Annotated in this window: 12 protein-coding genes; 9 read left to right on the forward strand and 3 right to left on the reverse strand. The window is 70.2% G+C overall.

The features are described 5' to 3' along the window. The first annotated feature begins 20 nt into the window (after nucleotides 1-20). From ACWF7A_RS09625 to purU, 5 genes are read left to right on the forward strand one after another with little or no spacing between them, the layout of a single operon-like run. Nucleotides 21-1,253: a sarcosine oxidase subunit beta family protein gene (locus ACWF7A_RS09625; RefSeq protein WP_452250007.1), complete on the forward strand. Its 1,233-nt coding sequence runs from the start codon at nucleotides 21-23 to the stop codon at nucleotides 1,251-1,253. 9 nt (nucleotides 1,254-1,262) lie between these two features. Then, nucleotides 1,263-1,544 carry a sarcosine oxidase subunit delta gene (locus ACWF7A_RS09630; RefSeq protein ID WP_452250008.1) on the forward strand — a complete coding sequence of 94 codons (282 nt, stop codon included), beginning with the start codon at nucleotides 1,263-1,265 and terminating at the stop codon, nucleotides 1,542-1,544. Then, a complete protein-coding gene (locus tag ACWF7A_RS09635) occupies nucleotides 1,541-4,357 on the forward strand; it encodes a 2Fe-2S iron-sulfur cluster-binding protein (RefSeq protein ID WP_452250009.1) in 2,817 nt (938 codons plus the stop codon). Before ACWF7A_RS09630 ends, ACWF7A_RS09635 begins: the two co-directional genes overlap by 4 nt. Continuing rightward, complete coding sequence (locus ACWF7A_RS09640) at nucleotides 4,347-4,925, forward strand: sarcosine oxidase subunit gamma (protein WP_452250010.1); 579 nt, start codon at nucleotides 4,347-4,349, stop codon at nucleotides 4,923-4,925. Before ACWF7A_RS09635 ends, ACWF7A_RS09640 begins: the two co-directional genes overlap by 11 nt. After that, on the forward strand, nucleotides 4,925-5,767 hold the full coding sequence (gene purU, locus ACWF7A_RS09645; protein WP_452250011.1) for a formyltetrahydrofolate deformylase: 843 nt from the start codon (nucleotides 4,925-4,927) through the stop codon (nucleotides 5,765-5,767). Before ACWF7A_RS09640 ends, purU begins: the two co-directional genes overlap by 1 nt. Here purU and ACWF7A_RS09650 read toward each other — a convergent pair. Continuing rightward, nucleotides 5,764-6,390, reverse strand: a complete 627-nt coding sequence (locus ACWF7A_RS09650; RefSeq protein WP_452250158.1) for a class I SAM-dependent DNA methyltransferase — start codon at nucleotides 6,388-6,390, stop codon at nucleotides 5,764-5,766. The two genes, purU and ACWF7A_RS09650, sit on opposite strands and share 4 nt — an antisense overlap. Nucleotides 6,391-6,458: 68 nt before the next feature. On the opposite strand from ACWF7A_RS09650, the gene ACWF7A_RS09655 reads away from it, so the two are divergent. Continuing rightward, complete coding sequence (locus ACWF7A_RS09655; RefSeq protein ID WP_452250012.1) at nucleotides 6,459-7,745, forward strand: MFS transporter; 1,287 nt, start codon at nucleotides 6,459-6,461, stop codon at nucleotides 7,743-7,745. A 122-nt stretch (nucleotides 7,746-7,867) separates the two neighbouring features. Then, nucleotides 7,868-9,877, forward strand: a complete 2,010-nt coding sequence (locus ACWF7A_RS09660; protein WP_452250013.1) for a fibronectin type III domain-containing protein — start codon at nucleotides 7,868-7,870, stop codon at nucleotides 9,875-9,877. 31 nt (nucleotides 9,878-9,908) lie between these two features. Here ACWF7A_RS09660 and ACWF7A_RS09665 read toward each other — a convergent pair whose 3' ends face one another. Further along, nucleotides 9,909-10,778, reverse strand: coding sequence for an XRE family transcriptional regulator (locus ACWF7A_RS09665; protein WP_452250014.1), 870 nt, complete (start codon nucleotides 10,776-10,778; stop codon nucleotides 9,909-9,911). Between the two features lie 197 nt (nucleotides 10,779-10,975). On the opposite strand from ACWF7A_RS09665, the gene ACWF7A_RS09670 reads away from it, so the two are divergent. After that, nucleotides 10,976-13,255, forward strand: coding sequence for a M28 family peptidase (locus ACWF7A_RS09670; RefSeq protein ID WP_452250015.1), 2,280 nt, complete (start codon nucleotides 10,976-10,978; stop codon nucleotides 13,253-13,255). A gap of 75 nt (nucleotides 13,256-13,330) precedes the next feature. Then, the gene (locus tag ACWF7A_RS09675; protein WP_452250016.1) at nucleotides 13,331-13,771 is read left to right on the forward strand and encodes a GNAT family N-acetyltransferase; all 441 of its coding nucleotides are present in this window, start codon (nucleotides 13,331-13,333) and stop codon (nucleotides 13,769-13,771) included. On the opposite strand, the gene ACWF7A_RS09680 is transcribed toward ACWF7A_RS09675, so the two are convergent. Then, nucleotides 13,717-14,988 carry a cation:proton antiporter gene (locus ACWF7A_RS09680; RefSeq protein WP_452250017.1) on the reverse strand — a complete coding sequence of 424 codons (1,272 nt, stop codon included), beginning with the start codon at nucleotides 14,986-14,988 and terminating at the stop codon, nucleotides 13,717-13,719. The two genes, ACWF7A_RS09675 and ACWF7A_RS09680, sit on opposite strands and share 55 nt — an antisense overlap. Nucleotides 14,989-15,102: the final 114 nt, after the last annotated feature.

Below are 15,102 nucleotides of genomic sequence, written 5' to 3' on the forward strand. Positions count from 1 at the left end.
ATGATTTCGCTGGAGGCGTCGTGGTGACCAGCCCGCCCGGAGCAGATCTGCCCGAGCATCCGGACTTCCTCTGGGACAACCCGGAACCGAAGTCCTCCTACGACGTCGTGATCGTCGGCGGTGGAGGGCACGGTCTCGCGACCGCGTACTACCTCGCGAAGGTGCACGGCATCACGAACGTCGCGGTGCTCGAGAAGGGCTGGCTCGCGGGCGGCAACATGGCCCGCAACACCACGATCATCCGGTCGAACTACCTGTGGGACGAGAGCTCCGGCATCTACGAGCACTCGCTCAAGCTCTGGGAGGGCCTGGAGGAGGACCTCGGCTACCCGATCCTGTTCGACCAGCGCGGTGTGCTGAACCTGGCGCACAGCCTGCAGGACGTGCGCGACAGCGTCCGGCGGGTCAACGCCAACCGCCTCAACGGCATCGACGCGGAGTGGGTCGATCCGGCCGGGGTCAAGGAGATCTGCCCGATCGTCAACACCTCGCCGGACGTCCGCTACCCGGTGCTCGGCGCGACCTACCAGCCGCGCGCGGGCATCGCGAAGCACGACTACGTGGCGTGGGGCTACGCGCGGGCGGCGCACGCCATGGGCGTCGACCTCATCCAGAACTGCGAGGTCACCGGTCTGGAGACCTCAGGTGGCCGGATCACCGCCGTGGAAACGAGTCGTGGGCGCATCGCCGCCGGGAAGGTCGCGTTGTGCGCGGCCGGCCACAGCTCGGTGCTCGCCAAGATGGTCGGGCTGCCGTTGCCGATCGCCTCGCACCCGTTGCAGGCCCTGGTGTCCGAGCTGCTCGAACCCGTGCACCCGACCGTCGTGATGTCGAACGCCGTGCACGTCTACGTCTCCCAGGCGCACAAGGGGGAACTGGTGATGGGCGCGGGCATCGACAGCTACAACGGGTACGGGCAGCGGGGTTCGTTCCACATCATCGAGCAGCAGATGTCGGCGGCGCTGGAGCTGTTCCCGGTCTTCGCGCGGGCCCACCTGCTGCGCACGTGGGCGGGCATCGTCGACGTCAGCCCGGACGCGTCGCCGATCGTGGGGCTGACCCCCGTCGGCGGTCTGTACCTGAACTGCGGCTGGGGCACCGGCGGCTTCAAGGCCACGCCCGGTGTCGGTGACTGCTTCGCGCACACCATCGCCCACGACAAGCCGCACCCGTTCAACGAGCCGTTCACCCTCGAGCGCTTCACCACGGGCGCTCTCGTCGACGAGCACGGCGCTGCCGCCGTGGCCCACTAGGAGCCTGCGATGCAACTCATCCCGTGTCCGTGGTGCGGACCGCGTGAGGAGGCCGAGTTCCACTACGGCGGCCAGGCCCACGTCGCGTACCCCGAGGACCCGTCGGCTCTGAGCGACGAGGAGTGGGCCCGCTACGTGTTCTTCCGCGAGAACCCGAGCGGCCCGTTCGCCGAGCGCTGGAGCCACAGCGCCGGGTGCCGCCGCTGGTTCAACGCCGTCCGCGACACCCGCACCCACGACCTGCTGGCCGTCTACCGCGTGGGTGAGCCCATGCCCGAGGTGACCGCATGACCCTCCGCACTGAGACCGGTGGCGCGATCGACCGGAACACCTTGCTGCGCTTCACCTTCAACGGCGCCGAGTACACCGGGCACCCCGGCGACACGCTCGCGTCGGCGTTGCTGGCGAACGGCGTGCACGAGATCGGCCACAGCGTGAAGCTCGGCCGGCCGCGCGGCGTCGTCGCGGCGGGCTCCGAGGACCCGACCTCACTGGTGCAGGTCGAGGCACCGTTCTCCGAGCCGATGCTGCCGGCCACGACCGTCGAGCTGTACGACGGGCTGGTGGCGCGTGGTCTGGCGGGCCAGGGCCGGCTTTCGAGCGAACCCGACCCGGCTCGGTACGACGCCAAGCACGAGCACTGCGACGTCCTCGTGGTCGGCGCCGGGCCCGCCGGTCTCGTGGCGGCGCTGACCGCGGCGCGCGCCGGTGCCCGCGTGGTGCTGCTGGACGAGCAGAACCAGGCCGGCGGCGCGCTGCTGGGCGTGGACGAGTACCTCGACGACCGGCCGTCCGCCGAATGGGTCGCGGACATCGTGGCGGAGCTGAAGTCGACACCCGGTGTGCTGGTGTTGGAGCGGACCACGGCGTTCGGCATGTACCAGGACGGGTTCGTGCTGGCGTTGCAGAAGCGGACCGACCACCTCGGCTTCGCCGCGCCCGCTTCCGCCGCCCGGCAACGGGTCTGGCGCATCAGGACCAAGCAGACCGTGCTCGCGACCGGTGCCCACGAACGGCCGGTGGTCTTCGCCGACAACGACCGGCCCGGGATCATGCTGGCCTCGTCCGCCCGCACGTACCTGCACCGCTACGGCGTGCTTCCGGGTGCGCGGGCGGTCGTGTTCACCACCAACGACAGCGCCTACTGCGCGGCGATCGACCTGGCCGAGTCCGGTGTGGACATCGCGGCGGTCCTGGACGCACGCGCGGAGGTCCCGGCGAAGCTGGCGACCGAGTGCGCGGCGCGGGGGATCGAGGTCCGCGCCGGGCAGTTCGTCACCGGAACCGAAGGATCCTCCCGCGTCGAGGCGGTTCTCGTCGGGGCCGACCGGATCGCGTGCGACACCCTTCTCGTCTCCGGTGGCTGGAACCCCGTCGTCAGCCTGTTCAGCCAGGCCCGGGGCACCCTCCGCTACGACCCCGAGCTCGGCGCCTTCGTCCCTGGCGACGCGCTCGACACCGTCCGCGTCGCCGGGTCCGCGACCGGCGAGCTCGACCTGACCGCGTGCACCCGCCAGGGCCGTGACGCCGGTGCCGAAGCCGCCCGGGCCGCCGGGTTCACCCCGGGCGGCCAGGTCCCGCTGCCCGCCTCGGACTCGCGCTGCACGGCGCGTTCCGGCCTGGTCCTGTGGCGCGTCCCAGGTGACGACGACGCGAGCTTCGTCGACCTGCAGCGCGACTCCACCGTCGCGGACGTCCTGCGCGCGACGGGTGCGGGCCTGCGCTCGTTGGAGCACATCAAGCGCTACACGACCATCGGCACCGCGCACGACCAGGGCAAGACGTCCGGCATGATCGCGGCGGGCATCGTCGCCGAGGCGCTGGGCGTGGAACTGGCCGAACAGCGGCCCACGACGTTCCGCCCGCCGTACACCTCGGTGTCGTTCGCCGCCCTGGCCGGACGCGACCGCGGCGACCTGCACGACCCGGTGCGCGTCACGGCGATCCACCCGTGGCACGTCGAGCACGGCGCGTTGTTCGAGAACGTCGGCCAGTGGAAGCGTCCCTGGTACTACCCGCGGCCGGGCGAGGACCTGCACACGGCGGTGCTGCGGGAATGCCGGGCCACGCGCGAGAGCGTCGGCATGATGGACGGCTCCACGCTCGGCAAGATCGACGTGCAGGGCGAGGACGCCGGCAAGTTCCTCGACATGCTCTACACGAACCTGATGAGCACGCTGAAGGTCGGCAAGATCCGCTACGGCGTGATGTGCGGCGTCGACGGCATGGTGATCGACGACGGCACGGTGATCAGGGTCGGCGAAGAGCGCTACATCGTCACCACGACCACCGGCAACGCCGCGAAGATCCTCGACTGGATGGAGGAGTGGCTGCAGACGGAGTGGCCGCACCTCGACGTGCACTGCACGTCCGTCACCGAGCACTGGGCGACGATCCCGCTGGTGGGGCCGCGTTCCCGGGACGTGCTCGCCGCGGTGGCGCCTTCTCTCGACGTGTCCAACGAGGCGTTCGAGTTCATGACCTGGCACGACACCGAGGTCGCGGGTGTGCCGGCGCGGGTGTGCCGGATCAGCTTCTCCGGTGAGCTCGCGTACGAGATCAACGTGACCGCCTGGCACGGCCTCGCCGTGTGGGAGGCGCTGATGGCGGCGGGGAAGCGGTACGGGATCACGCCGTACGGCACCGAGACCATGCACGTGCTGCGCGCCGAGAAGGGCTACCCGATCATCGGGCAGGAGACCGACGCGACCGTCACGCCGCAGGACCTGGGCATGTCGTGGGCGGTGTCGAAGAAGAAGCTCGACTTCATCGGCAAGCGTTCGTTCGCCCGTGCCGAGAACAACCGCACGGACCGCAAGCAGCTCGTCGGCCTGCTGCCCGTCGATCCCGCCGTGCTGCTGCCGGAGGGGTCGCAGATCGTCGAGACCGACCGGCTGCCCGAACCGCCGGTCCGGATGCTCGGCCACGTCACGTCCAGCTACCCGAGCGCGGCGCTGGGCCGGACGTTCGCGCTGGCGCTGGTGCGTTCCGGCCACGAACGCATCGGCGAGACGTTGTACGTGCCCGTCGAGGACTCCCTCGTGCCGGTCACCGTCACCGAATCCGTTCTGTACGACAAGGAAGGAGCCCGTCGTGACGGTTAGTCCCCTCGCTGCCTGGCGCGACCGGCTGGCGGCACTGGCCCCCGTGCTGGACGCCGCCGAGGTGCCATTCCGCTCGCAGCTCACCGTCCGCGTGTCCGACCCGGACGCCATCACGGCCATGGGATCGATGCTGGGTGTGCTTTTTCCTTCCGTTGCTTGCACTTTCACCTCGGGAACCGGACGATTCGGGGACGTCGAGGTGCTCTGGCTCGGCCCGGACGAGTTCCTCGTCACGGCCTCGCCCGACCTGCAGATCACGATCGAGGAGGTGTTGCGTGGCGCGCTCGGGACTGCCAGAGGGTCCGTTGTGGACACTTCGGCTCAACGCACGACCGTGGTTCTTCAGGGGCCGCGGAGCAGAGAAGTGCTGGCTCACGGATGTTCCGTGGACCTGCACCCGTCTGCGGCTCCCGTCGGCACTTGCGTGCAGACACTCCTCGCCAGGACGGGAGTCGTCCTGCAGGTGACCGGCGAGGACGCGGTCACGCTCCTGGTGCGGTCGTCGTTCGCCGAGTACCTCGCGGCCTGGCTCGCCGACGCCTGCACCGAGTACCTGGCGGTGCCGTGATGCCCCAGTTCACCCTGACCCTGCACTGCCCGGAACGCGCGGGCATCGTGCACGCCGTCACGTCGTTCCTGGTCGACCACGGCTGCGACATCGTGCAGCACCAGCAGTTCGACGACGACGTGCGCGGCAAGCTGTTCCTGCGCACCGCGTTCTCCTGCGCCGACGCGACGGTCGGCTCCCTGGCGGGCGAGTTCGCCGCGGTGGCCACGGAGTTCCAGATGGAGTTCGCGCTGCACGACGAACGGCCGCCGCGCCTGCTCGTGATGGTCTCGAAGGCCGGCCACTGCCTGAACGACCTGCTCTTCCGCTGGCGCGCGGGCAGCCTCGGCGGCGAGATCGCCGCCGTCGTCTCGAACCACGAGGACCTGCGGCCGATGGCCGAGGCGGCCGGGCTCGACTTCGTGCACGTCCCGAACACCGCCGCCACCAAGGACGTCGCCGAGCAACGCCTGATCGAGCTCGTCGAGGAGTACCAGGCCGACCTGGTGGTGCTGGCCCGCTACATGCAGGTGCTGTCGAACGCCCTGTGCGCGAAGCTCGCGGGCCGGGTGATCAACATCCACCACTCGTTCCTGCCGGGCTTCAAGGGCGCCAAGCCCTACCACCAGGCCTACGACCGCGGCGTGAAGTACGTGGGCGCGACGGCCCACTACGTCACCCCGGACCTCGACGAGGGGCCGATCATCGAGCAGGAGGTCCTGCGCGTCGACCACTCCTACGACCCGCGCGCCCTCACCGCAGCCGGCCGTGACGCGGAGGCCCTGGCCCTGTCGCGGGCGGTCCGGTGGCACTGCGAGCATCGGGTGTTGCTCAACGGCAACGGGACGGTGGTCTTCCGCTAGTCCTTCCGCGCGATCAGCTGGCCCTGCAGGAACCGTTCGCCCTCGACCGGTTCCCGCACCAGCCTGCCCACCTCCGCGAAACCGGCCTTCCCCAGCAGCTCCACCAGACCGGCCGGCGACCAGCGGTACGCGAGCGCCACCTTGTGGTCGAACTCCTGCGGCTCCGGCTCGTCGCCAGCGTAGAAGCCGAGCATCAGGTGGCCTCCGGGCTTCAGCACGCGGAAGAACTCGGCGAACACCGCCGGCAGTTCGTGCGGCGGCATGTGGATGACCGAGTAGAACGCCAGGATTCCGCCGAGAACCCCGTTCCCGAGGTCGAGCGCGGCCATCGATCCCTGCTCGAACCTGAGGTCCGGGTGCGCGTCGCGGGCGAGGGCGATCATCGCGGGGGAGAGGTCGAGCCCGAACACGTCCAGCCCGAGTGAGCGCAGGTGCGCGGTGAGGTGGCCGGGGCCGCACCCGAGGTCGGCGACCGGGCCGTTCGTCAGTTCGGCGAACGCGGAGAGCATCGCGCGTTCGAACGGCCGGGTGTCGAGCATGTCGCTGAAGAGTTCGGCGTAGAGAGGCGCGACGGAGTCGTAGGGGGTCACGGCGAAAACCCTACATTCTTTTGTTGTCAGCATTTTGCTGTTGCCAGTGTTCTGCTGTTGCACCGTCGACGCAAACCTGTTCCCGTGCATATAGTTCCGCCGTGATTTCCGTGCTGCGCGATCCTGTCTACCGGAATCTGTTCGGTGCCCAGGTCGTGGCGCTGACCGGAACGGGACTGGCGACCGTCGCGCTCGGCCTGCTGGCGTACGACCTCGCCGGGCCGCGGGCTGGTGCGGTGCTCGGCACGGCGCTCGCGATCAAGATGATCGCCTACGTCGCGGTGGCGCCGATCGCCACGGCCCTGCTCGGCGCGCTGCCCCGCCGGGCGGTGCTCATCGCGCTGGACCTCGTACGGGTCGCGGTCGCGGCGGTGCTGCCGTGGGTGGACGAGGTGTGGCAGGTCTACGTGCTGATCTTCCTGCTGCAGGCGGCATCCGCCGCGTTCACGCCGTTGTTCCAGGCGACGATCCCGGACGTGCTGCCGGACGAGCGCGAGTACACCCGCGCGATCACGTTGTCGCGCATGGCCTACGACCTGGAGAGCCTGCTCAGTCCCGCGCTCGCCGCGGCGGCACTGGCGTTGGTGGGCTTCCAGCAGCTCTTCCTCGGCACCGCGCTCGGGTTCGGGGCGTCGGCGCTGCTGGTGCTGTCGGTGGTGCTGCCACGCCCGAAACCTCTGCCGCGCAACGGGAGCCGGTACGACGCCACCACCCGTGGCGTCCGGATCTACCTCGCCACCCCGCGGCTGCGAGGGCTGCTCGCCGTCCACCTCGCCGCGGCGGCCGCCGGATCGATGGTGTTCGTCAACACCGTGGCGCACGTGCGGGACGGGCTCGGCCGTGACGCGTCCGACGTCGCCGTCGCCTTGGCCGCCAACGGGATCGGGTCGCTCGTCGCGGCACTCGCGCTGCCGGCGTTGCTCGACCGGTTCGTGGATCGAGTGGTGGTGCTGCGCGCGGCGACCTTGCTCGTCGGGGTGTTGTTCGCCGGGACGGTGGTCGCCGGGCACTGGCAGACCTTGCTGGTGCTGTGGGCTCTGATCGGCGCCGGCTGTTCGCTCGCCCTCACGCCGGGTGCGCGTCTTCTGCGTCGTTCGGCGGACCCGGCGGATCGCCCGGCGTTGTTCGCCGCGGACTTCGCGCTGTCGCACGCCTGCTGGTTGCTCTGTTATCCGCTCGCCGGGTGGGTGGCGACGTCCGCGGGCACGGGCACCGCATTCCTCGTCCTCGGTGCGGTGACCGCGGCGGCCGCGTTGATCGCTTGGCGGTTCTGGCCCACGCACGATCCCGAAGTCGTCGAACACGAGCACTGTGACGCCGCGGGTGTTGTGTGGAGACACTCCCACGAGTTCCGCATCAACGACGACCACGTGCGCTGGCCGCGCTGACTGAACAGTTGAACAATGCGCCTTCGAGGCGGGTCGGAATACCGTTTCCCCACCCTGCCTTTGAAGGAGTTCCTCTCATGCGAATGCGCAGCAAAATAGTCGCTGCCGCGTGCGGATCGGTCATGGCGATCGGTGCGTTCCCGGCCGTTCAGAGCGCGGCCGCCGTCCAGCCGGACGTCAGCGCCCAGCAACAGCAGGACGAGGCGCACCAGCGCTTCGCGAGCCTGTCCTCGGACCTGCGCGGCCAGCTCGCGGGCCACTGGTTCGACGCGTCGGCGGGCAAGCTCACCCTCGCCGTCCCGACCGAGAACGCGGCACGGCAGGCCCGCGCCCAGGGCGTCAACGCCGTGGTCGTGCGGCGCAGCGCCGCCGACCTGGACGAGCTGCTCGCCGAGGTCAGGAAGCTGATCGGCGACGGCGTCCCCGGGGTGTTCAGCTGGGGCGTCGACGTGCGCGACAACCAGGTCGACGTCACGATCAACACCACGCGCAAGACCGAGGCCACCGAACGGTTCCTGGAGAAGGTGCGCGCGCTCGGCGACGGTGTCCACATCGCCGAGACCCGGTCCCAGCAACGCCAGCAGGCAGGCACCGTGCAGGCCGGCAGCCCGTGGTGGCCGGGGTCGGAGACGTACTGCTCGGTCGGGTTCGCGGCGACCGATGCCAACGGCGGCAAGCACTTCCTGACCGCCGGGCACTGCACGAACGACGCCAACCAGGCCGCGTACGGGCAGTCCGGGCAGCAGAACCGGCTCGGCACCTCGAACGTCGGCGGCACCCGCAGCGTGAACGCCCGCGAGGGCGACATGGGCGTGGTCGCGGTGACCGAGCCCGGCTGGACCCTGTCCGCCACGGTCAACACCTACGGCTCGCCCGCGGTCACCGTCACCGGCTCGGCCGAGGCGATGGTCGGCGACCGGGTCTGCCACTCCGGCAACACCTCGAAGTGGCAGTGCGGTGAGGTCAAGTACACGAACAAGGCCGTGGACTACGGCGGCGGCCTGGTGATCGAGGGGCTCACCTGGACGACCGCGTGCTCCAAGGGCGGCGACTCCGGCGGCGCGTGGCTGCTCGGCGACAAGGCGGTCGGCCTGCACGACGGCGGTCCGTCGCAGTGCGTGCAGAACCCGACCAACGACGCCGACCTGTCCATTTTCCAACCGGTGAACGAGGCCCTGAGGAAGTGGAACCTGACGCTGGTGACCGGGTCCGGCGACACCACCGCGCCGAGCGCCCCGGCCAACGCGCGCTCGACCGGCACCACCGCGTCCAGCGTCTCGCTCACTTGGGACGCCTCGAGCGACAACGTCGCGGTGACGGGGTACGACGTCTACAACGGCAGCACGCTCGCCACCACGGTCACGGGCACCACCGCGACCGTCAGCGGCCTCAAGGCGGACAACGACTACACGTTCACCGTCAAGGCCAAGGACGCCGCCGGCAACACCTCCGCCGCCAGCGCCGCCGTCACCGCCCGCACCCAGCCGGGCAGCGCGGACGAGGAGGCACCGACCGCCCCGAACAACCTCCGGTCGACCGGCGTGACGACATCGAGCGTCTCGCTGGCCTGGAACGCCTCGACCGACAACGTCGGCGTCACGGGCTACGAGGTGCTCAACGGCGGCACGGTCGCCACGACGGTCACGGGCACCACCGCGACCGTGACCGGCCTGACCGCCGACACCGCGTACACGTTCTCCGTGCGTGCGGTGGACGCGGCCGGAAACCGGTCGAAGGTGTCGGCCGAAGTCAGCGCGCGTACGTCCGGCAACACCGGCGGGCGCACGTTCACGAATGACACGGACTACCCGATCCGTGACTACCAGGTGGCGGTGAGCGCGGTGCGGTCCACCGCCACCGGCTCCGCCCAGAACCCCATGACGGTCAAGGTGGACGCCACCCACACCTGCCTGGAAGACCTGAACGTCACGCTCGTCGCGCCCAGCGGCCGCTCGTACCCGCTGATGCGCACGCCCGGAGGCGGCTACAGCTGCCACGCGTTCCCGGCGGGCAGGACGTTCTCCGTGGTCCCTGGTGCAGGGGAGACCGCGAGCGGCACGTGGACGCTGCGCATCGGGGACAACGGTCCCGGTGACACGGGCGTCCTGAGCGGCTGGTCGCTCACGGTCTAGCGAGAAGGTGGGCCTGGTGGGCGATCCCCGCTCACCAGGTCCACTCGAAACCGTAGGAACCCGGCCCGAACTTCAGCGCGACCCCCAGCACCGAGCCGCCCTCGTCCAGCTGGACACCGAACGACCGGTGCGTCCCGTCCGCGTCCTGCACCACCCGCCGGCACGTCCGGGGCGGCGCGCCGAACACGACCTCCAGGACGTACTCGTGCACCGGCCGCCGGAACTTGCGGGAGTAGTTGGTGGCCAGCGGACACGGCGCCTGGTTCACCAGCTCGTGCTCGGTGATCACGGTCTGCCCCCTCCGCAACGGCGCCCGGAAGAGCAGCTCCGCCACCAGCAACCCGTCCTCCGGCCGCGTCACCACCCGCCCGAGCCGGCAGTTGTGCAGCGGGCGGATCACCGGCAACGCCCGGTCGTGCTCGTCGATGTGCAGGATCACCACCCAGCGGTCCGGCCCGTCCTCCTCGGCCCGCAACACCTGGCGCGACAGGAAGGACCGCTCGCCGCGGTCGGACCCGACCGTCACGCGGTCGTGCTGGCTGATCCGGGTCAGCCGTGAGTCCCAGCGCGTGTCGACCCCGCCGACAACGTCGTCTATCACCGAGGGCACCGGCCAGAACGCGCTGATGCTGCTCTGCAGGCGACCGCCTCGCAACGCGGGCGCGAGCAACGCCGACAACGCACCGGCTTCCAGGTCCAGCACCTCTTCGAGATGCGCGACGGCTGTCAGCGAGGCACGGCGTTCCGGCCTGCTGCGCCCCGTCTGCCAGTAGCTCAGCGTCGCGAGGCTGACCGACACCCCGCGGCGGGCGAGGTGCTCGCGGATCCGTTCGAGCGACAGGCCCCGCGCGGCGACGGCCGACCGCAGGCTCTCCGCGAAGTCGGGCAGCGGGAGCGACATCGATGTCTCCTTCCGGCCGGGTGCCCCGACGCTATCCCTCTGATGGCGCAACGAAAGCCGGGACTTAAAAGTGAAAACGGACATCGGCGGATCACCGCACGTCAATCGTGACGACAACCATCCGAAAGGCCGGATGTCGGCAGGGATTCCGGCGGCTACCGTCGCGTGACCCTGCAGCCCTGCGAAGGAGCCCGAAAGTGCGAAGAAGAAGATCCTTGCTCGCCACGGCACTGGTGGCTGTCACGACGGCAGCGCTCGCTCTCCCTGCGAGCGGCGCGTCCGCCCTGGCAGCCGGGTGTTCCGGCACCAACGACAGCGACGTCGCGATCGGCGACAACCAGACGGTCGAGTCGTCCCTCGTCATCTCCGACTGCCCGTCGGCTCCGTCCGCCACCGCCACGGTGCCGGTGAAGATCGTCCACACCTACGTCGGCGACCTCCAGGTATCGCTCGTGGCACCGGACGGCTCCGCCTACGTCCTGCACAACCGCTCCGGCGGCTCCGCGGACAACATCGACCAGACCTACACGGTCGACCTGTCGGGCGAGACCTCGAACGGCACGTGGAAGTTGCGGGTCAACGACAACGCGAACAACGACACCGGCCGGATCGACACCTGGTCGCTGAACCTCGGCGGGTCGACCCCGGCGAACGACTTCTCCGTCGCCGTGTCGCCCACGTCCGGTTCCGTCGCGGCGGGGTCCTCCGCCTCGACCACCGTCCAGACCCAGACCACGGCGGGCCAGGCGCAGACCCTGGCGCTGACCGCCACCGGCCTGCCCTCCGGCGCGACGGCGTCCTTCAGCCCGTCGTCGGTCACGTCCGGCTCGAACTCCACGCTGTCGATCGCCACCACGGCATCGATCTCCTCGGGCACCTACCCGATCACCGTGCGGGCCGCGGGCACCACGACCAAGACCGCGACCTACACGCTGACGGTCACCGGCGGCACCGGCCCGCAGATCCCGGACATCGACATCAACGCCGTCAAGGCGCACCTGTCCGCGTTCGGCACGATCGCCTCGCAGAACGGCGGCAACCGTCGCTCGACCTCGGCCGGCTACCGCGCGTCCGTGACGTACGTGAAGGACAAGCTGACCGCGGCCGGGTACTCGGTGACCGAGCAGCCCTGCACCTCGGGCTGCACCAGCGGCGCCGGTCCGAACGTCATCGCGGAGTGGCCCGGCGGCAACGCGAACAACGTCTACATGTTCGGCGCCCACCTCGACGGCGTGTCCGCGGGCCCCGGCATCAACGACAACGGCTCGGGCTCGGCGGCGTTGCTGGAGACCGCGCTCGTGCTCGCCCAGCGCAACCCGTCGATGCTGAACAAGGTCCGCTTCGGCTGGTGGACCGACGAGGAGCAGGGCCTCAACGGCTCGCGCTTCTACGTCTCGCAGCTCCCGTCCGCCGAGCGCACGAAGATCAAGACCTACCACAACTTCGACATGGTGGGCTCGACCAACGGCGGCTACTTCATCAACAACATCACCTCGGCGCAGTCCACGCACATGAAGGCGTACTGGGACTCCCTGGGCCTGCAGCCGGAGGAGAACACCGAGGGCCGCAACCGGTCCGACGACGCGTCCTTCACCAACGCGGGCATCCCGGCGTCCGGTTACGCGATGGGCGCGAGCGCCCGCAAGACCGCGGCGCAGGCGACGAAGTGGGGCGGTACCTCGGGTTCCGCGTTCGACCCCTGCTACCACGCGTCCTGCGACACCACCGCGAACATCAGCGACACGCACCTCAACCGCGCGGTCGACGGCATCGCCTACACCCTGTGGAAGTCGGCCGTCGGCACCGGTACGCCGACCCAGGACTTCTCCGTGTCGGTGTCGCCGGCGTCCGGTTCGGTGGCGGCGGGCTCGTCCGTCTCGGCCAGCGTCGGCACCGCGACGGTGAGCGGTGACCCGCAGACCGTCGCGCTGTCCGCGTCCGGTCTGCCCTCTGGCGCGACGGCGTCGTTCAGCCCGGCGTCCGTCCAGACGGGATCGAGCTCGACGCTGACGATCAGCACCTCGGCGTCCGTCGCGGCGGGCACCTATCCGGTGACGATCACCGCGACCGGTTCGAGCACCCGCACGGCCAGTTACTCGCTGACCGTCACGGGCGGCGGTGGCGGCAGCTGCAGCGGCTCCAACCCCAACGACGTCGCCATCCCGGACGCGGGCGCCGCGGTCGACAGCGACGTCGTGATCTCCGGCTGCTCCTCCACGCCGTCCGCCGCCTCGGTGGTGACGGTGCGGATCGTGCACCCGTACGTCGGTGACCTGACGGTGGCCCTGATCGCACCGGACGGCTCGTCGTACACGCTGCACAACCGCACGGGTGGTTCGGCGGACAACATCGACCGCACCTACACGGCCAACGTGTCGGGCGAGGGAGCCAACGGCACGTGGAAGCTCCGCGTCCGCGACCTCGCGGCGTCCGATGTCGGCACCATCGACACGTGGGGCATCAACCTCGCACCGTGAGCCGGAAAGTGGTCTCTTGGTTTACGCCTTGACTGGGTATTCTGAGAGGCCACTTCGCGGGTGACCATCAGTTCCGTGACCACTCAGAACACCATCACGATCGCCGAGCTGGACGCCGGTGACACCGCCGACGCGTTCGAGGTGATGCGTGAGCTGCGCCCGCACCTCGCCGACGCCGAGGAGTTCGTCGAGCGGGTGCGGGAGCAGCGCCGCGAGGGATATCGCCTGGTCGTGTCCTACGACGAGACGGGCCGTCTCGTCTCGTTGGCCGGGTTCCGGCACCTCAACAGCCTGTACGCGGGGTCGCACCTGTACATCGACGACCTGAGCACCCTGCCGTCCGCCCGCGGCCAGGGCCACGCCGGTGCTCTGCTGCGGTGGGTCGACGAGGAGGCCCGCCGTCTGGGCTGCGCGGGCGTGCACCTCGACTCCGGTACGCCCCGGCACAACGCGCACCGGCTCTACCTGGCGTCGGGCTTCGTCATCCCCGCGTTCCACTTCGCCAAAAGTCTCTGAAACGGCGTCGCGCCCACCCCGTGCAGGGCGACGCTGCCCAGCACGCAGCCGACCGTGATCGTCAGGATCGTGTCGGCGGCCTCGCCCTCCGGCAGCCGGTTGAACGCCAGCAGGCCGAACACGATCGTCGTCGTCCCGCGCGGGCCGAGCGCCCCGACGAGCAGGCGTTCGCGGCGGCGCATGCGTGACCCGGTCAGGGCGAGGAACACCGGCCCGAGCCGGACCACGGTGAGCACGGCCGCGCAGAAGAGCACGACCTGCCACGAGACGCCCAGGTAGAACGTCAGCACGGCGGCGATGCCCACCACGAACCACATGGTCATCGTCAGCAGCCCGGTGACGTCCTCCAGCAGGTGCAGGTCGGTGTTCAACGCGTCCGTGCGCGCCTCGGCCCGTCCGGTGCGGACCCGGCGGGCCTTGAGCAGCCGGTGCACGTACCGGAACGCGATGCCGCAGACGAACGAGGCGACGAACCCGTTGCCGTCGATCGCGACCGTCGCGGTGTAGGTGAGCAGCGGCGCCAGCAGCACGGCGACGCGGGCGGACTGGTCGCTCACCCAGCCCGCCTGGTGCGCGAGGTCCATCAGCCAGCCCAGCAGAGCACCGATCACGACACCGGCCACCAGGGCCTTCACCGCGAACGGCAGCACCGTGCCCAGCGCCTCGAGCGGCGTGCGCTCCTGCGAGTCGTCCCCGGCCAGGATCAGCGCGAACAGGAACAGCGGCGTCACGATGCCGTCGTTGTAGCCGCTCTCGACGTTCAACGTGCCGCGCACCCGCACCGACAGCGCGCGGTCGCGCACCACCCGTTCGGCCGGGGCGAAGTCGATCGGCACTGTCACGCACGCGACCAGCAGCAGGACCGCCCACGGCAGCGTCGGGAACAGCAGCCAGCCCAGCAGCGCGGCCACGGCGATGCTCGTCGGCATGGCCACCAGCAGCACCCTCGCCACGAGCCCGGGGTAGGCGCCCCACAGCCTGCCCGCGCGGACCTCCGTCGCGTCGACGAACAGCAGCACCGCGAGGATGATCTCGGCGGCGTGCTGCACCGACTCGGTGTTGAGGCCCTCCGCGATGGCGGACGGCTCGAACAACCCGACCGCGACCCCGGCCAGCACCATCACCAGCGGTGCGCCGAGGAGCCAGCGGTCCAGGCGGTTCGCGGCCAGCGACCTCACGACCATGGCGAACGCGGCGGCGAGCAGCAGCGAGTTCATCCGCCCATCTTGGCCTGTGTGTCCTAAGAGGACATCCGCAGGCGACCCGACGATCGTCTGGACTCCGGCGATTCACCTAAACCGGAACGCGGCGCTGTACGTACACCCAGACAT

It is taken from the genome of Lentzea sp. NPDC055074 (assembly GCF_053608005.1).

Excerpts from the sequence above, each read along its gene's own strand:
- ACWF7A_RS09630 (WP_452250008.1), top strand. The coding sequence starts at position 1,263 with ATGCAACTCATCCCGTGTCCGTGGTGCGGACCGCGTGAGGAGGCCGAG.
- ACWF7A_RS09635 (WP_452250009.1), top strand. The coding sequence starts at position 1,541 with ATGACCCTCCGCACTGAGACCGGTGGCGCGATCGACCGGAACACCTTG.
- purU (WP_452250011.1), top strand. The coding sequence starts at position 4,925 with ATGCCCCAGTTCACCCTGACCCTGCACTGCCCGGAACGCGCGGGCATC.
- ACWF7A_RS09650 (WP_452250158.1), bottom strand. The coding sequence starts at position 6,390 with ATGCTGACAACAAAAGAATGTAGGGTTTTCGCCGTGACCCCCTACGAC.
- ACWF7A_RS09660 (WP_452250013.1), top strand. The coding sequence starts at position 7,868 with ATGGCGATCGGTGCGTTCCCGGCCGTTCAGAGCGCGGCCGCCGTCCAG.
- ACWF7A_RS09665 (WP_452250014.1), bottom strand. The coding sequence starts at position 10,778 with ATGTCGCTCCCGCTGCCCGACTTCGCGGAGAGCCTGCGGTCGGCCGTC.
- ACWF7A_RS09680 (WP_452250017.1), bottom strand. The coding sequence starts at position 14,988 with ATGAACTCGCTGCTGCTCGCCGCCGCGTTCGCCATGGTCGTGAGGTCG.